This is a genomic window from Pedobacter sp. NJ-S-72 (assembly GCF_053890575.1).
Window position 1 is genome coordinate 2,665,690 of sequence record NZ_CM132681.1, and the last position, 16,267, is coordinate 2,681,956.

Sequence of the window (16,267 nt, forward strand, 5' to 3'; positions counted from 1 at the left end):
TCTTAATTTTTATTTGTTTTTTTTCTGTACTCATCAAGTTCAGCATCGACAGACGTTGAAAAAGCGCTCATGTCATTATCCAAGGCTTCACCACCTTCAGGTTCTCCTTTAGAAGCAGGATTGGTAGGTAATGCACCAGGCAATGCTCCGTATGCTTCAGCGCGGGTGTGTTCTGTATCACGGGCAGTGATTAAAGCTGTTACAGCATCAGCTAAAGTTTCTTTTTTACCCTCACCTAAAGCGGTATTGGCTAAAGTTAAAACACTGCTTACTACATCAGCAGTAAGATTTGCTTCGGTTACATGATCTGTAGAGATCATCACCAGGTTTTTATTCCCTTCGATACCAATTCTGCATTAACAGCGGAAATCTGCTGTGCAGTAATGGTACCGGCTGATTGCTCCTTTAGTGCATTTAGCACCGGAAAGTCAGATCCGAAAATTCCCATATTATTTTGATTATTATTTAGTGACGTTGTTGAATTTTGATTTTGGTTTTGCGTAGCAAGTATGCTGGCACGTTTAACGACATCTTCAAAAGAAGATATCCCATCGATAAGACCGATAGTCAATGCCTGTTCAGCAAAAAACATATTTCCGGAGTTCCACTCCTGGGAGGTTAACTTTCCTTTTCTATTATTGCCTACACGGGAAATAAAAGTCTCACAAATGAACTTCAGGTTATCTTCTATGGCAGTAGTATCCCCATCTAAGGCATCACGGTATTCTTTATTCTTATCAGTGGATTGTGGTGCATAAACAACGATTTGGTTTATGCCATTATCTTTCATCGCTTTTCTGGCATCAATGATTGATGCCATAGCTCCATAGACCCTACACGGCAAGTAGGATGACTACAATAAATTTCTGAGGCTCCTGAAAGAATCCAGAACATGGCACTTGCTGCTATACCATCATCCACGAAGCCAAGTAATGGCTTTTTACTTTTAAAGTAGTCAACAGCATCAGCGAAGGTTTGCGTTCCTTCTACCTGTCCACCAGGACTATCAGAAACCATAATACAGGCAGCAATAGAAGGATCATCTGCATAGGCGCGTAGCCTGGCTGAATAATCTTTTGAACCATAACTACAGGCACCACCATAATGCATGATTGGCCCATTTACAGACATCACGGCAATTTTTCCAGTAAAAGAATCAATTGATACCGGGGCCGGCTCATCTTGCTGGTCCAGATCAGGATCAATAATAACATCATCATCTGGCTCATCATCAGCAAAGACATGCGTACCGTTTAAAATCGATTGTACCAGGGGAAAGTTTCCCTGGAGGTAGGCGCTGTCAATTCCCCAAAAACTCTACTACTATTGCAGCAGATACTATCTTAAAACCATTTTTGTTTTTTGCCACTTAGGATAAGTTTAATTTGTATTACTCTTGTCAGTAATCAGTGATACAAGTTTATAGCTAAAAAAAACGCACAAAAGGACACCCTAAGGCATTAAGAATAATGCCCTGGTCAACGTATCACCATAAAAAGTGAGTAGAGTCCCTGGTCTCCCGATAACAGTATCAGCGGTGTTGGATTTTGTTTTATACAGTAGCGGCTCTGTAGGGGTGCCTACTATTTTTCTGGTACCATTGGTCAGGGTGATCCGGAGCAAAAAACGTTTTCTACTTAAATCAAGGATCCCCTGTTCAATGTCGCTTTCATCGCCTGGAATAAATCCTTGCACCTGTTGGGTAAGACTTTCGCCCTGATCAGAGTTAACCAGATCCTGCTGATGTCCCATCGTATCCTCACTGCAATAAATAGATTGCCAGAGGTAACTGTCTTTTAAGGTGATGCCAGCTTCGGAAATCGTTCCGTACCTGGCACAAATGTTAAAATCCCATAAAATGGAATATATTCGATCAGCCTGAGGGAGCCAATATTTTCGTTTTTAAACCTTGGAATAGCCATAGTTCAAAATTGAGTATGGTTTGCGTTGTAATAAAGGACAGCTAAAATCCACCCTGAATGATAACCTCACGGGACACTTTCATCAAAAATATTTTAAAGCATTGAATAACAATTAGTTATGTCTTCTTTAATTTCCGATACACATTTTTGCGGATAGTTTCAAAGGGAAGATCATCCTCATTGATGTCAAATTTTAATAAATGATCATAAACAATCTCTTTTAGTTCAAAGAATTGAACAATGCTTGGATTAGGGATCTTCTTAAATTTCACCGATCCCCTGGACTGTATTTTCATATGAATATTGTCATACTTCTTCATTCCTTGCTTGGATTGGATATTTTGATAATAGGAAACAATACCATCAACCAGCTCTTCATAAATAAACTCATTGAAATCATTGATATTCTCCTGACTGAGGTACACACCTTTGCGGTGTGCATGAAAGATAGGGATCTCAATGGTGATTGCTGCCTGCATCTCTGTATAAGCCTCTGGGATACGTGGCTGTTTTTGAAGCAGGGCATAAAAATACTTGCCTATCCGGTCGGTTTTGCTAAACTTCCAGATGACACACTTATATTTTGAATGGATAAATTTTTTGACGAATGGCCTAACCGGAATAGTGAGCGTATACATGTTGCGCGTTAATTAATTTTTAAGCGCAGTTTAATTAAAGAAGGATATTAGGGGCTGATGTAAAAATAGTAATTTTCTTAGTAATTATGATCATTTCTTTAGCAAAACATAAGGGAAGGCCCGGGCTTTTTTTTCTCCCAAAAACTGGCCTTGATAAACTGGCCGAAATGTTTGAAACTTTGTAATTAGGTAATAATGTATTGAAAATCAGTTTTTTACATCTAACACAAACGTAAGGGAAAATCTTAACAAATTTTGGAAGAGTTTGAAACGGAAAAACTATTACAAATATTTTGTAATAACTTTTTTTTTTTTATTACTAAAAAGTAAATTAATTATGTAATAGTATAAGTTTCTGATTTACTTGATTTTACGGGGGTAAAATATGGTATTCCTAATTCTTGTTAAGGTATTACAAAAATTTCGATAAAATAATGACCGAGGGATTGAAAGGGAGAAGACCCCAGTTCTAGCTGATTGGCCCTCATGGATAAAGAAGTTATGTTTGGAGGATAAAGTAAAGGGATATCGCATTTAATTACTAAATATATTAGTAATTTTGTTTATGACAATTGCCGAATTTGAAATATTCTTCAACTCTAAAACACTACCAGAAAAGCTCATTTTAAGGTATGGTGTATGCACTAATGTAGCAGGTGCTGCTGACGGATTAATCAGTACAATTAGAGCGAGTACGAATCCAGAATTAATAAAAATCAATATGCTTCACCTGGGAGAATTAAAAAACGCTATTGATAATTTTAATCCAGGGGATTACATTACATCAATGATCCATTAAGCTATTGTATTAAGGATCGCCCGGAAATAAAGGATTGTCTGCACATACCGCATGAAGAATATGTTATGTTAAGGGAACAACTTAAAAACAGGCTTTTAAGTTTCTTTAACCAAGTAACCTATTGTGATGCTGGTATAGGTACAGCTTACGTCCGTTTTTTGGGCGTTATTTTTAGCATATGTAAAGATTGGCCATATGACGAATACAGAGCAATGAACGTCTTTTATGTACCTGAATGGTTAAGCTATTTGAGAGAAGGAAACTTAGATTATCATTTCGCGGAACGACTTAAGATAATTACCTATCAATATCAGCATACTATAAAAAAATAAAGCCCAGAGTTATTAATCTCTGAGCCTTCATTGGTGTGAATTGAAAAATATTTTCAGATTGAATCTGCACCGCCTAATACTTTCACATTTGGCTTTTAGCTCGTTTTATATATCCATCAACATATCCAGTAACGCAATGAATCATGCCCTGTAATATGTTCTCATCAGGAATAACTTCATTATGTTTGGAGACAATATTCTGGCTGAAAGCACGAATGATGTGACCAGTACTATCGCGTAAGCTATCGTCCTCTTTGTCGAAGTCAACTATTATTCCGGGGTACTTAGCAGATTCTTTAACAAGATTCTCATATAGGTTGCTAAAAGAAACTTCAGTACCCAAATTTGCTGTGTCAAACCCAAGCCCGGCATAAGCAGAGTATCTAAGTAAAGAAAATGCAGAACCAAGAGTTCCACCTAATAAGGGACCGGTGGATCCAAGTGCAAAAGAGGAATCTAAAAACTTTCTCCCAGATTTCTTTCTGGAATCATAATAATTTTTGCGCTCTCCAAAATGAGCTTTATTATAAGATCGGATGTTATAAATTAGATTATTGAAGTTACTAACGGCATGAGGAAAAAGGCTTTGTACACGCCCTAAATTCATCATATGCTCGTGCTTTGACTGTGGGTTAGAAACCATCAATTTACCAAAAGACTCAGTTTTTTTTTATCTGTTCTAATAATCTCCCCTTCACGTATACGCCCTTGGCCACCTTCTGCAGTAACGGTATCAATGAAACGGCATTGGTGTACCTGAACACTTATTGTCCGGCCTTCTTCGATAAATTTTATCCATATCCCATTGAATTGGAGTGAATTGGTATTTGCTCCGTTTGCTGACAACATGATGTTGTACGACTTGATATGCCATGTTTTCATAATTTAGTGCTTAATTTTATTAAAAGCAGAATTAATAGATAAAACACAATTAGGACTATTATTCCAGTTCTAGCATCTTTTATCTTTTTCTCTTTATAGTCACGACAAATTGAAACAAGAAATAAGGATGTAATCAGTAATACTGTTAAGCATATACCCAGAATTCTATCTTTGGTTAGGTAATAAGTAAAGAAGATTATGGCAAGACCGACGATAAATAATGGTCTCAATATCTTATCCGATTTGTATATTTTCCTCTTATTTTCTGACTGACTGAAGCATCTTTTCTCGTTTTTATTAGTTAAATGTAAGGAATTATAATAAATTTTAATCGAACTGCATTTTTTTAGCCTCGGAACCCTATATAACAAACTAAGCTGCAATCAAAATATACCAGGTTTACTAAAATTACATTAAACATGTTCTAATGTGGCCCCAACAAGGAAACGAAACTTTCATCTTCCACCTTTTTGGCCTTCGTGATAATAATTTTATCATATCTAGTAAAATCGTAATTACTTCGATTTTTGATTATCTCAGGAATAATATATACAACATGTCCTGAGCTTAACCATTTAATTGTACCAACGTTGTTGAATTTTACAATTCCTCCTCCATCCTTGCATTCTATATTGTAACCAAATTGATCCACTGAAATAAGCGAGAATGATTTCTTACCTAAACGCGCCCTACCAAGAACTTTTAATATCATACTTATGATTGTCCCGCCCTAAGAGACTGACACCAGAAATGCCCGCCTGTATCTCAGGGCGGGCAAAATCTGTTTTTGATCATGTTTGTTATAATAAAATTGAGGATTATAAAACCATATTTTTTACGGGTTTCCGTAAGTGGTAAAATATATTTTTTGATTACACGAGGGGCATGTTGGCCATGCCCTGGCATCGAACTCTTTACCACAACCAGTGCAGCTGTACCATACCTCATGGTTAAATATCTTATTTTTCATGATCTATTGTTTAGGTAGTTATAGTTCTATTATCTTCCTGGACAATTGTAAAATCCCCAAACTCAATTAAACCAGAACGCACATCATCTTCACCATCAATGGATTTTACTACTTCTGGAGAAATCAATGCTTCACCGTCTTCAGTAAATGTTATTATCTCCATCTCTTTACCTACAGCTTGTAAGTACCAGGCACGCGGATTTGTGCATTTATTAATTTTTATTTTCATTCCTTTTCTTTTAAATACCCTAATTCAGTTGCTTTTTTCTGAATGGCTTTCATATCCTCAGCAGGATACCCCCAATAAGGACAATAAAGTCCACCATATCCGTTATTGTGATTTGCATCATCATCACCTTTGATATAATCACAAAAGTCTCTCACAAGTGCTAGAAGTGTGCCCCCATGCTGCCAGTCTTTTGGCCTACCAGATACAGACAAACAGGATTCAATCGCCCCATACCATACCTTCTCATGCTTGTAGAAGATCTTTCCATTGCGAATAAACAATTCAGCGATATTGCCATCGTTATGAAAGAATCTACGGCTACGGGATGAAATTTCTTTTATGATCAGGTTAACGATGATCACTCTTTCTTCTTTAGTTTTCATTGTCTTGTTTCTCCTTTAATTATTATTAATTGGCAACCCACACACTTCAACTTTCATAGCCGGGTGCTTAATAAGCATCCGGATGAAGTCTTCAAACATTTCTCTCTTATAACCAGACACTTCGATAACGCAATAGTTCATACAGTTGCCTAAGTATTCATTGGTTCCTTGGAACAATTCCAATTCGATATCCATTAGTTCTTTAAATTGGCTTAATAGCTGATCACTTACTGTCATTACTATTTTTGCCGATTCACCATTTTTATGATGGAATGTAAACTTATTCATTTGTCACCTCCATCTCTTTAGTTTTGGTGTATCCCTGCCAATGCGTAACACTGTTCATTTTTTCTAGCCCTAGAAAGAAACAATTATGTTTAAATTCAGCGACATGCTCTCCGGTATGATTCGATACCATCACAAATGATCTATTTTCCGGAAGCATTTCTGATACCGGTATCCATCTTGGTTTGAACTGATCAGCATATATTTCTGAGATATTCAGTAAGGTGATGTCGGTTATAGATCTATTTTCTCTAAAATCCTTCCAGCTATCATACCCGGCAGACTTAGCTTCCTGCTCTTTGCATTCCTGTAGTGTTTTCATTGTTGTTTGTTTAAGATTTATGATTTAAACAATACTTATTGATCAGCATTGGATCTTTGTTGATTATGTGTTTTTTTTTAAACCTGATCATCTCATCCTCGGAGTGATATATATTGGTGAAAACATCAGCAGCAGTCTTTTCTGCTTTGGAGATATCTACTTCTGCAAATCTTGTAAGGTTAAATGTATCCTTATTAAATGCATCCTGTGGAAATTCGAAAGGGACTACTACTACTTTTTTCCCCTGATTAGACCACTCTATTTTTTTTATGTTATTGAAATACAATGTACCACTACCATCTACACACTTTATATTGTATCCAAATTTATCATCAGATATTAATATCAATGATTCAGACCCATCCTTATTTATTCCCAAGATTTTTAATTCCATTTTATGACTTTTTTCGTTGCAAAATTCATTGATGATGATCACTGTGTTTTACGCTTTCCCGTAATTAAAAGTTATGCTGCTAATTTTCACCTAGCTCATTATCCTTTATTTTTAAAAAAGTAGCATTGAATGGAGAGGTATCTCCCAAGCCAATAAATAAGCTGATATCACCTTTAGAATTTTTCTCTCACAGAATTTTAATTTTACCGGAATGCATCTTTTATAACTATGATTCAGAAATCTAATTACATCTAACATTAACAACTGTAAATTTTCCATCTCCGATTGATCAAAGGGAAATCTATCAAAGCTTTGTAGGTATTCATAAACCTCAGTTTCAAGTTTGTTTTTTGGGTTATTACACCCTTTATAGTGCTATAAATACATCATGATTGTACCTCCTCAATTTGATCTTTCCCATTACTGGTTAAAAATGTCATCAGTTTTTCTTCTGCATCTTTTTTTTTTGTCTTACCACTCATATTAACTTCCCAGAACTTCTTATTGCGGTCCATTGAGAAGTATGTCGATGCAGTAGCTCCAAATCTCTCCGAACCATTTACACATACCGTAGTAATGGTTATTGGTTTATAATAAATTTTACCCATTCGACACCTCCATTCCTAAAGCATTATTTATCGCAGCCTCAGCTTTAGCTATGACTTGTAGCCAAGCTTTGAATTCCTGTACTTTCATAAGTTCTACACATTCATTCAAGACCTCCAGCAGATCAGGAGCAGCTGCGATTAGGTGAGCCTCGTCAATACCCTGACTTATCTCACATATTTCTGTGTAAAATCCAGGATTGTAATCATGCTTTTCAACAATCCTGATAACGTCAGCTTGTTCGTCTTCTATCACCCTCCAAGGGCCAGGAGTACCTTTAAATTCTTCCATTAGGCTTGTTTTTGAAGTTTTACAATAAATTTTACACCGGCTTTAAAATCATCCTGAATTGACTTTTTAGCATCAGGATTTGACTTGAATTGTTCACCCAATACTTTTTTCGCATGGGCGCTTGCAGCATCATTGATCTGCTTTTGAGAAATTTTGTTCATTTTTGATTTTTGTTTACGTTATATAATTGCATCAGCCCTGGCCACTAACCAGGGCTTTTGTGTTTATTCAGAAATATCTTCTGCTGCCTTTTCGTCCTGGGCATCTTCCAGATCATCAACTTTAGACTGGCAACGGTAGGCTAGCATTTTATAAGTCTCCCACAACTGATCATCGTCCAGGTCACTAACCAGCTGGGTGACATAATCCATTATGGATTCTATTTTCTTTTCAAGATTTGACATAACTTAATTTAGTTTAGGTTTTACATATGGTTTTAATTTTCCCTCCAGGATCAAATTAGCTACCCGACTAAAAGCGTGTTCTTTAGCCTCATTGATCCCTGCTTCTATTAACCAAACCTTTTGGTTTAAAGGATCCTTCAGGAGTACCGCCAGTACCATCCAGATCCTTCCATCTTCATCATAGTACCAGGTGTATTCATTTAAGTATTTTTTTTCCATTTCGTTACGGTATTACACTTTTTACATGGTTTAAACCAGATTATAGGGGGGTGCTTTTTTCTTTACCAGGTACTTCTCCGTTTAATGGGTGTGCAGGATCTGATTGGATGTACATAAACTCAGAGGACTTCATTTTCCCTGTTAGAATCCAACCATCTTTTCTCAGTTCACGTTCTTCCACACGGTGTATGATCCGGCCATCCTTAGTGTTCCTTAATTCCAAAGGATTAAGTTCATAACCATGATAATGGCAGAATGCTTTTACGGCAGAGGTAAACTTCTGCGTTGTCCAGTTCAAGCTTTTATTTTTCTTATTGAATTCTTCAAATGCTTCTTCTTTGGCCAGTAGTCTGTCAATATTAGAGCTACCCTCACTGAAGTATACGGACGCCCATGCTTCAAAGTTGAGACCCATTGTAGTTTGAAGGTTACGTTTGGACACGTTATCCATTGGTGGGTGTATGACATCGTTTGTACTCAAATAAAACTCCAGGCATCTGGCCATCGTATTATAAAAGAGATTCCACTCACTTCGGTCGAATTCACTGAATAACGCTTTACCTAAATCACTCTTTGGCTCCCTGTGCTCCTTATATTCAGAGAATTCACCCTTCACATGGTAATAGTCACCACAAACGAGATACAAAACTCTTCTACGGGTTGAGGGGCTCTGATCTAAAAGGGTGAAATTGGTCGTAAAGGCAACTTTTGGCACTTCTTTGTAAGGAATTGTATAACCTTGTGCATTTTTAGGATTCACTGGCTGATCAGAAGTAATCAATGGATAGAAGAAGCGAAACTTCATATACTTATCCATATCATCCATATACACATATTGATGATGTTTTGTCAATCCTCCAAAAATGTGTGGGTTTTCGGTAACCTTTGGACTGGTACCAGGAATTGTGAAAGTGTTTTTCCATATCTTTTGCATGGCCACTTCCAAAATAATAGACTTTCCAGACCCACCATGAGACCCTCCATCATCATTGATCTTGTTATCCATTCCCACAACTGACATGTTTCTGGACGGATCCTTGTGCCGGTGAAGTAGATGACCGATCGCAAAGATCTTATTGATCAAGTGCTGAACCTGCTCTTGTTTTTCAGGTTTACTTAAATTTGGACCGGCAATATCCACGTGATGTTCCTTTCTATAAGCTTCAGCTTCAGCATCTTGCTGCTCGGAAACAGTCAGCAAAGAGTCTTCCAGTTCTGTTTTCCAATGAACCCGGCTTGTCTGGATCAGTAATTGAAAAAATAAGCACTTTTGATTATGAATATCAATATGGTATTCCCCCTGATCATCTTTAGTAATGGTAAAAGGTTTATCCAGGATCTTAATTGTATGATCCATCACATTTTTTTTCCCAAACATAATTTTTAAGTGCCCCAGCAGTATGGTGTTTTAGTCCGGTGCCAGAAACCTCCAGGCATCCATTGTTAAAAAAAAGTAGTTGTTTTTTATCATCGTGGTCTGTGAAATCAAGTTCTGTTTCCGGAAGATTCGATAACGAAGCCTCACTTAACCTGGTTGTACGATAAATTGTATTTCTCAATTCCTTTTGAAACTGTCTATTCTTCAGGAATTCGTGAATGAAGTTTTTTACCTTATTGGGTTTAGTCTCACGGACAATATTACCATCCAGCTGCACATAGATATATTCCTGTTTTTCCCCTTCTACGAGTAACCTAAAAAAACCATTTTTTGAAAGAAAGTTATAAGCCTGGACATCATCAAAAACATACTTAGATCCAACACGGCTCCTCTCGGCACCACGTCCTTCATAAATTGGCTCCATTTCCCAAAACCGGTATGGCCATGAATTTTTTAGCAGCTCTTTAAATGCGTAATAACTATAGTGGTTAAAATAATCTCTTAAATCCTTACAGGGATTATAACGCCTGTCCATTTTTCCTTTTAACTCCTCCGGTAAATCAACAGTCCTGATATCCAGGTATTGCATGGCAATCTCATGTGCAGATGCTTTGCCAGTATCATCAATATCCTGCAACTGATAAATATCGTCTGTGATTTTTGCAATAGCTGCATAATGCCAGGGTTGCAGCTTTGCGGTTTCAGAATTCATCCACCCAACCCAGTATCCAAGAACTGCAGCATTTAAAGCATCCGATCCTCCAGAACACAGGATAAATTCACTAAGCTTCGATAATTTTCTGATTCAGCTTTCTCTTCCTCATCCATTTGATCATAGTTCGCATCCCCATCAGTGGAATTTTTCAACCTTACTGCAAATTCCTTTTCTGCCTGAGCCAGACCATGAATGAAGTCCTTTGGCTTTTCAGCACCACCGATGTACATGAACCTGCGTCCCTTATCATGGTGAAATGGCTGGTATAGCTTTTTAAAATTACCCTCATCGATTAAGAACATAGGATATTTATCTGTAGCAGAATAAATCAGTGTCTCCCTATTTTTTATCCAGGTATAATGTTTTACCGAAAAAAAATTATACCGCTTACAGGTTGAAGCTATGCTGTTATAAGCTTCTTTCTTTTTTTCTTCCCCGCCAGACCAACCCAATTCCTTGAGTACATTTTTACTGAAAATACTTTCTATCTCAAAATCGGTGAATGATGTCTTTAGTTCAAAAGTCCCAAAGCCTTCATTTTCTTCGGGAGTAGCTGCTCTTTTACTGAATTCAGCTTTTAAGGTTACCTGGGCAATCTCGGCTCCAGTGATCCCGAAGTAAAGTGCCAGTTCATTCAATGCCTCTACCCAGCTAATACCGTTTTCATGTGAGTACCATTGGATTCCATTCCATGACGCACGTGTTCCTTTAATACCACCGAAATCTGTTAGGATCCAATTACCATCTTCTTTTTTAATCAGGTTTGCCGATGGTGTTTTATCATCACTCCTTAGTTTAAATTTCTTTGAAGTACCTACATATTCACTGATGTGTGGGTATAACAACGTTAAAATATTTAGTCCCCCATCGGTTGCTGTAAGTATGTCTTGTGCTTCTATACGCATTATTTATAGTTGTTGGCGTTATTTTTTTTTTTTATTTATTGATACGATATCTTAATCATAGACTCAGATTTTCTGGCATTTTTGTATGCCTGATCTGAAAACTTTCTTAGCACCAGAACTAAAGCAATGGCAATAATGAAGATGACCAACCCTTTTAGCAGAAAAATCCATAGTGGCATAGATGACCGGTCGGTCTTTTGTTTTGTTTTTTCCAATTCGTATCATAATTCTGAATTTAAACTCCTGACCTGAGCCAGGAGTTTTGGTGTGTTGTGTGAAGAACTCACTTCAATTGAATAGGGAGGAAGTACCCTTTTTTTCCCAGCAACGGTGACCGGGATAGCCTAACCTTCATAAACTGCTACCGTTGAATATTTTTGAATTAATCAGAGTTTTTATCCCAATTAGTGCAGAAATCAAGAATGGGAATGATAGCTTCAGTATAATATTTAAAGCATTTACTGCTCGCTACCGGAGCTACCTTTTCGAAATTGGAACGCTTGTTTTTAATGAAATCGCAGATATATGTTAATCCTCTGTTTTCCATCCCCGTCATCCAGTAAATAATCTGATTGATTTCCACTTCTAAACTCGGATTAGCATGCTTGCGCTGCTTTAACCAGGATATCAACTTCTCAGTGATATACATCCTGTTTCGGAAATACATCCTGCGTTTGGCCTCTTGCATACTCTGGACTGGACAATAAAATATGGCTTGTTACCAAAATCTTCATTCGGATCAGACAGCCTGACGAAAAATAGATTTTCATTTTGAGGTATAATATCTGCAATGATCATAAAACACATTTTCAATTGTTAAATAATAAACCAATCCTCAGCAAGCACATCCACTGGGGAAGGATACCAGCCATTCTCAATGTTATTATCGGCGTCTTTCATACACAGGTAAGCACTGAATTTGAACAGACAGAACTCCTCATATGGCACTGTTTCAGCTTTTTTAATGAACCAATTTTTTACGGAATCCGGAATTGAAAAAATATTAAGTAAAACCCCGTATGGGAGCTGATCCTCTGGACGCATAAAGACAAATTTGTCGCTACCATTCCAGTATTCCCTTGCAATAATTTTACCTTCTTTTGCAGCTTGATAAGCAACATCAAATGTTACTTTTTCAATAATTAATGTGCCTATCATAAATGAATACATTTAATTAGTGCATAAATGAGCACTGATAGAATAATTAAGACGAATAGTATAATTGATACCTTAGCCTTTATTTTTAGAGGTCTATACTTAGGGTTTGCTACTATCATTGGATTATTTTTTGTTGTTAAGAACTGAATTTTTATTTTTTATGATTAATCAACCTGAGTCGTACACTTTTTAATCTGTCAATCAAAATTTCTTCGGCCTTTTTCACGTCTTCAATTTTTTGATTTTTCATCATCAGCAGACGTCGTTCATATCTTTCCTCCTTTGCAGTACTTTTTACTACAGGTTCCGAAGAAGAAACATGGACAATACGCATCATCTGCTTAAGCTTCTTTTACTTTATTTAAAAGCTTTATACCCCTTGCCTCAATTCGACCGATAGCTGCCTTAATGATTTCATCTGGATAATCATCTTTCATTGTAGTCAGCTCACGATTGACTTTTGATCTTAATAATCCAACCTGCGTAGCAATTCCTTGAATTTCGCCATGCTCTAGATTACTGTATATCTCTGCTAATAATTGTGGTGTGATACTTTCATTACTTTAATAAATAGTTTATATTCGTTTTATTAATTCGTTGAACAAATATAAAGTTCTTTATATTTTTGTGCAAGCAAAATATAAGTTTTTTTTTTTATATCATAAATTACAAATGACTGATTTACAGAGGATTAAAATTGCAACACAAATGCTTATTTCTTTAGAGTTAGCTAAGAATAAAGAAGAAGTAGGCAAATTATTGGGATACAAGTCTGCATCGAGCTTTTCTCAGGTGCTTAATGGGAAAGTTCCGATCCCCGGAAAATTTATAAAAAACATTAAAGCTCAACATGCAGACATAGCAAAACTCTGGGATGAGGATGAGCCTTTAAATACTTCAATTCCATTAGAAGAAATCGTATCCGATTCAGAATTAGTAAAGAATTTAAAAGAAACAATAGCCGAATTAAAAGACGACAAAAAAAGCCTTCAGGTTGATAAGACAATATTGCAGGAAACAATCAGCAATCTTTTAATGGAAAAGAGAGGCTTCAGAGAGACTATGACGCACTATTAGGTAACGATGACAATAGCAAAGGTAAATCTAAAGCCCGTACCGCTTAAAAGTGCTTCTAAACAAGAAATATAGCGCATTAAACCAAATAAAATTAAATAAATTAATCACTATGAAAATAAAGTCGGACTAAATTGCTATTAATAATAATTTAAAGCGTAGATAGATAACGTTTTAAGTTAAGAGAGTGTTCATTTCGAGGGACACAATAGGGACACATTTAACAAACTATGCATATGGTAAACACATTAATTACTGAGATAATGGCTGTTTTAACAGAAAGAAATGAGGAAAATATGGGTAAGTTTCAACCCCATATTCCACCCCATTGTTTAAAAGCAGTAAAACATCGAAAGCAGCCCTACAAGGCTGCTTTCTTTAGTTAAAATCAAAATGCAGAACAAGTAGAACTCCATCAACTCATTATAGATTTTTTAGTAACTCCACATTCGAGAATTCTATGGAATAATGGGGACACAAACTGATTCCGAACACTATCGGCACAAAAAGTCTTATCGTTAATGCTTGTCCTGTCAGAGTTGGAATTACCAACTTAAAATCGATAAGAGTGAAATTTTCATTGATGTTAATACCCAAAAGCCCACCTTCAATTTGAGCCATACTCATTGTATCCAGTTGTTCAACACCCAGATTACATAATTCTAATTTTTTCATCCTATTAATTATTAAAGTGAATTCCCTACTCATTAAAGGCTTTTCGGGTTACGCCTTTCAATCGGTTAACTAATTTACGAGCACACACACACACATAAATCATTCATATTGTTCATATTAACTCAAAAAAGAACACCTGCAATTTGAACAATACACAGCCTCTTTTCCTGAACGCCAACACCAACTAAATCAACCGGAAGAAAACAGAGAACCGCAATAAAACATTCATTCCATAAAGAATCTGGAAGAACTCACTACAGTTGTAAAAGCAAAAGTTAACTTTGCAGTCCTCGCATTAACGGAGATAGGCTACAAATTAATTAACTTACGAAAGAAGCAGCTTACTTTCTTTATTTAAAAGAATTACTAGCTGTTACTAACGACAATCACCATCAGTAATTTTCACTATTGATAATGAATTGGGATTAATAAAAAGACCATAATTGAATTTAAAAAGCCGGCAAGAAAACCACACAGACTGATACTACACGCTTTAAAAAAAACATAAACCGGGTTCAGACGCAGAAGGATAGGCTCCAGAAAGACTATGATACCCTATTAGGCAAACCTGATGAGAGTAGTAGAATTCTAGAGCTCGGTCAACCTAAAAGTGCCTATAAACAATAATTACAGAGAAATTGACAAAACAAACATAAGTTAATAATTAAAAAAAAAAACTTATAATTAGCTTATCAAAACGATCTAAAATACTGGCTATTATCACGTTTAAAATTTTTGCTCATCCAATTTGAGGGACACAATAGGGACACATCAACATATTTCAAAATATAAAACAGACTTAAATTGCATTAACCATGGCAGCGAGAAAGAGGTTTACAGAAGTAAATATGGGCATACCTCAACCCCATATTCCACCCCATTGTTTAAAAGCAGTAAAACATCGAAAGCAGCCCTACAAGGCTGCTTTCTTTAGTTAAAATCAAAATGCAGAACAAGTAGAACTCCATCAACTCATTATAGATTTTTTAGTAACTCCACATTCGAGAATTCTATGGAAATAATGGGGACAAACTGATTCCGAACACTATCGGCACAAAAAGTCTTATCGTTAATGCTTGTCCTGTCAGAGTTGGAATTACCAACTTAAAATCGATAAGAGTGAAATTTTCATTGATGTTAATACCCAAAAGCCCACCTTCAATTTGAGCCATACTCATTGTATCCAGTTGTTCAACACCCAGATTACATAATTCTAATTTTTTCATCCTATTAATTATTAAAGTGAATTCCCTACTCATTAAAGGCTTTTCGGGTTACGCCTTTCAATCGGTTAACTACTAATTTACGAGCACACACACACACATAAATCATTCATATTGTTCATATTAACTCAAAAAAGAACACCTGCAATTTGAACAATACACAGCCTCTTTTCCTGAACGCCAACACCAACTAAATCAACCGGAAGAAAACAGAGAACCGCAATAAAACATTCATTCCATAAAGAATCTGGAAGAACTCACTACAGTTGTAAAAGCAAAAGTTAACTTTGCAGTCCTCGCATTAACGGAGATAGGCTACAAATTAATTAACTTACGAAAGAAGCAGCTTACTTTCTTTATTTAAAAGAATTACTAGCTGTTACTAACGACAATCACCATCAGTAATTTTCACTATTGATAATGAATTGGGATTAATAAAAAGACCATAATTGAATTTAAAAAG

General features: G+C 36.2%; 28 protein-coding genes. 2 read left to right on the plus strand and 26 right to left on the minus strand.

Translation table 11 applies throughout. The features are described 5' to 3' along the window. Positions 1–2 precede the first annotated feature (2 nt). The 5 genes from ACWYN3_RS17810 to ACWYN3_RS17830 form a co-directional block, all read right to left on the minus strand. Complete coding sequence (locus ACWYN3_RS17810) at positions 3–320, minus strand: hypothetical protein (RefSeq protein ID WP_456222330.1); 318 nt, start codon at positions 318–320, stop codon at positions 3–5. After that, positions 320–820: a S49 family peptidase gene (locus ACWYN3_RS17815; protein ID WP_456222331.1), complete on the minus strand. Its 501-nt coding sequence runs from the start codon at positions 818–820 to the stop codon at positions 320–322. The genes ACWYN3_RS17810 and ACWYN3_RS17815 overlap by 1 nt, the downstream gene beginning before the upstream one ends. Continuing rightward, the gene (locus ACWYN3_RS17820) at positions 787–1,131 is read right to left on the minus strand and encodes a hypothetical protein (protein WP_456222332.1); all 345 of its coding nucleotides are present in this window, start codon (positions 1,129–1,131) and stop codon (positions 787–789) included. Before ACWYN3_RS17820 ends, ACWYN3_RS17815 begins: the two co-directional genes overlap by 34 nt. Before the next feature lie 321 nt (positions 1,132–1,452). Beyond that, positions 1,453–1,752 (minus strand): hypothetical protein, encoded by a 300-nt coding sequence (locus tag ACWYN3_RS17825; RefSeq protein ID WP_456222333.1) that lies wholly within the window; start codon positions 1,750–1,752, stop codon positions 1,453–1,455. A gap of 286 nt (positions 1,753–2,038) precedes the next feature. After that, the gene (locus ACWYN3_RS17830) at positions 2,039–2,560 is read right to left on the minus strand and encodes a hypothetical protein (RefSeq protein WP_456222334.1); all 522 of its coding nucleotides are present in this window, start codon (positions 2,558–2,560) and stop codon (positions 2,039–2,041) included. Between the two features lie 565 nt (positions 2,561–3,125). Here ACWYN3_RS17830 and ACWYN3_RS17835 point away from each other — a divergent pair. Further along, a complete protein-coding gene (locus ACWYN3_RS17835; RefSeq protein ID WP_456222335.1) occupies positions 3,126–3,359 on the plus strand; it encodes a DUF6965 family protein in 234 nt (77 codons plus the stop codon). Between the two features lie 414 nt (positions 3,360–3,773). On the opposite strand, the gene ACWYN3_RS17840 is transcribed toward ACWYN3_RS17835, so the two are convergent. From ACWYN3_RS17840 to ACWYN3_RS17930, 19 genes are all read right to left on the minus strand, one after another. After that, the gene (locus tag ACWYN3_RS17840; protein ID WP_456222336.1) at positions 3,774–4,337 is read right to left on the minus strand and encodes a hypothetical protein; all 564 of its coding nucleotides are present in this window, start codon (positions 4,335–4,337) and stop codon (positions 3,774–3,776) included. Further along, entirely contained in the window at positions 4,334–4,573 is a 240-nt protein-coding gene (locus ACWYN3_RS17845; RefSeq protein ID WP_456222337.1) for a hypothetical protein, read from the minus strand. The genes ACWYN3_RS17840 and ACWYN3_RS17845 overlap by 4 nt, the downstream gene beginning before the upstream one ends. A gap of 424 nt (positions 4,574–4,997) precedes the next feature. Beyond that, positions 4,998–5,285, minus strand: coding sequence for a hypothetical protein (locus ACWYN3_RS17850; RefSeq protein ID WP_456222338.1), 288 nt, complete (start codon positions 5,283–5,285; stop codon positions 4,998–5,000). A 268-nt stretch (positions 5,286–5,553) separates the two neighbouring features. Next, entirely contained in the window at positions 5,554–5,772 is a 219-nt protein-coding gene (locus ACWYN3_RS17855; protein ID WP_456222339.1) for a hypothetical protein, read from the minus strand. Beyond that, positions 5,769–6,155: a hypothetical protein gene (locus ACWYN3_RS17860; protein ID WP_456222340.1), complete on the minus strand. Its 387-nt coding sequence runs from the start codon at positions 6,153–6,155 to the stop codon at positions 5,769–5,771. The genes ACWYN3_RS17855 and ACWYN3_RS17860 overlap by 4 nt, the downstream gene beginning before the upstream one ends. A 15-nt stretch (positions 6,156–6,170) precedes the next feature. After that, positions 6,171–6,443 carry a hypothetical protein gene (locus ACWYN3_RS17865; RefSeq protein ID WP_456222341.1) on the minus strand — a complete coding sequence of 91 codons (273 nt, stop codon included), beginning with the start codon at positions 6,441–6,443 and terminating at the stop codon, positions 6,171–6,173. Then, positions 6,436–6,762 carry a hypothetical protein gene (locus ACWYN3_RS17870; protein WP_456222342.1) on the minus strand — a complete coding sequence of 109 codons (327 nt, stop codon included), beginning with the start codon at positions 6,760–6,762 and terminating at the stop codon, positions 6,436–6,438. Before ACWYN3_RS17870 ends, ACWYN3_RS17865 begins: the two co-directional genes overlap by 8 nt. Positions 6,763–6,772: 10 nt before the next feature. Then, entirely contained in the window at positions 6,773–7,156 is a 384-nt protein-coding gene (locus ACWYN3_RS17875) for a hypothetical protein (protein ID WP_456222343.1), read from the minus strand. A gap of 386 nt (positions 7,157–7,542) precedes the next feature. Continuing rightward, positions 7,543–7,764, minus strand: coding sequence for a hypothetical protein (locus ACWYN3_RS17880; protein WP_456222344.1), 222 nt, complete (start codon positions 7,762–7,764; stop codon positions 7,543–7,545). Then, positions 7,757–8,053 carry a hypothetical protein gene (locus ACWYN3_RS17885; protein ID WP_456222345.1) on the minus strand — a complete coding sequence of 99 codons (297 nt, stop codon included), beginning with the start codon at positions 8,051–8,053 and terminating at the stop codon, positions 7,757–7,759. Before ACWYN3_RS17885 ends, ACWYN3_RS17880 begins: the two co-directional genes overlap by 8 nt. Then, positions 8,053–8,214, minus strand: coding sequence for a hypothetical protein (locus tag ACWYN3_RS17890; RefSeq protein ID WP_456222346.1), 162 nt, complete (start codon positions 8,212–8,214; stop codon positions 8,053–8,055). Before ACWYN3_RS17890 ends, ACWYN3_RS17885 begins: the two co-directional genes overlap by 1 nt. 63 nt (positions 8,215–8,277) lie before the next feature. Beyond that, positions 8,278–8,457 carry a hypothetical protein gene (locus ACWYN3_RS17895; protein ID WP_456222347.1) on the minus strand — a complete coding sequence of 60 codons (180 nt, stop codon included), beginning with the start codon at positions 8,455–8,457 and terminating at the stop codon, positions 8,278–8,280. Positions 8,458–8,460: 3 nt separating this feature from the next. Further along, entirely contained in the window at positions 8,461–8,676 is a 216-nt protein-coding gene (locus tag ACWYN3_RS17900; RefSeq protein ID WP_456222348.1) for a hypothetical protein, read from the minus strand. Positions 8,677–8,716: 40 nt separating this feature from the next. Beyond that, entirely contained in the window at positions 8,717–10,054 is a 1,338-nt protein-coding gene (locus tag ACWYN3_RS17905) for a hypothetical protein (protein ID WP_456222349.1), read from the minus strand. Continuing rightward, entirely contained in the window at positions 10,017–10,766 is a 750-nt protein-coding gene (locus tag ACWYN3_RS17910) for a hypothetical protein (RefSeq protein ID WP_456222350.1), read from the minus strand. The genes ACWYN3_RS17905 and ACWYN3_RS17910 overlap by 38 nt, the downstream gene beginning before the upstream one ends. A gap of 32 nt (positions 10,767–10,798) precedes the next feature. After that, on the minus strand, positions 10,799–11,674 hold the full coding sequence (locus ACWYN3_RS17915) for a hypothetical protein (protein WP_456222351.1): 876 nt from the start codon (positions 11,672–11,674) through the stop codon (positions 10,799–10,801). 382 nt (positions 11,675–12,056) lie between these two features. Then, positions 12,057–12,362 carry a hypothetical protein gene (locus tag ACWYN3_RS17920; RefSeq protein WP_456222352.1) on the minus strand — a complete coding sequence of 102 codons (306 nt, stop codon included), beginning with the start codon at positions 12,360–12,362 and terminating at the stop codon, positions 12,057–12,059. A 128-nt stretch (positions 12,363–12,490) separates the two neighbouring features. Further along, positions 12,491–12,832, minus strand: a complete 342-nt coding sequence (locus tag ACWYN3_RS17925) for a Thoeris anti-defense Tad2 family protein (RefSeq protein ID WP_456222353.1) — start codon at positions 12,830–12,832, stop codon at positions 12,491–12,493. A gap of 151 nt (positions 12,833–12,983) precedes the next feature. Then, positions 12,984–13,169: a hypothetical protein gene (locus ACWYN3_RS17930; RefSeq protein WP_456222354.1), complete on the minus strand. Its 186-nt coding sequence runs from the start codon at positions 13,167–13,169 to the stop codon at positions 12,984–12,986. 335 nt (positions 13,170–13,504) lie between these two features. Here ACWYN3_RS17930 and ACWYN3_RS17935 point away from each other — a divergent pair, with 335 nt between their 5' ends. Beyond that, positions 13,505–13,909 carry a hypothetical protein gene (locus tag ACWYN3_RS17935; protein WP_456222355.1) on the plus strand — a complete coding sequence of 135 codons (405 nt, stop codon included), beginning with the start codon at positions 13,505–13,507 and terminating at the stop codon, positions 13,907–13,909. A gap of 420 nt (positions 13,910–14,329) precedes the next feature. Here the strand turns inward: ACWYN3_RS17935 and ACWYN3_RS17940 are convergent, their stop codons facing one another. Further along, on the minus strand, positions 14,330–14,581 hold the full coding sequence (locus tag ACWYN3_RS17940; protein WP_456222356.1) for a hypothetical protein: 252 nt from the start codon (positions 14,579–14,581) through the stop codon (positions 14,330–14,332). Positions 14,582–15,591: 1,010 nt separating this feature from the next. Beyond that, complete coding sequence (locus tag ACWYN3_RS17945; RefSeq protein WP_456222357.1) at positions 15,592–15,807, minus strand: hypothetical protein; 216 nt, start codon at positions 15,805–15,807, stop codon at positions 15,592–15,594. Positions 15,808–16,267 lie beyond the last annotated feature (460 nt).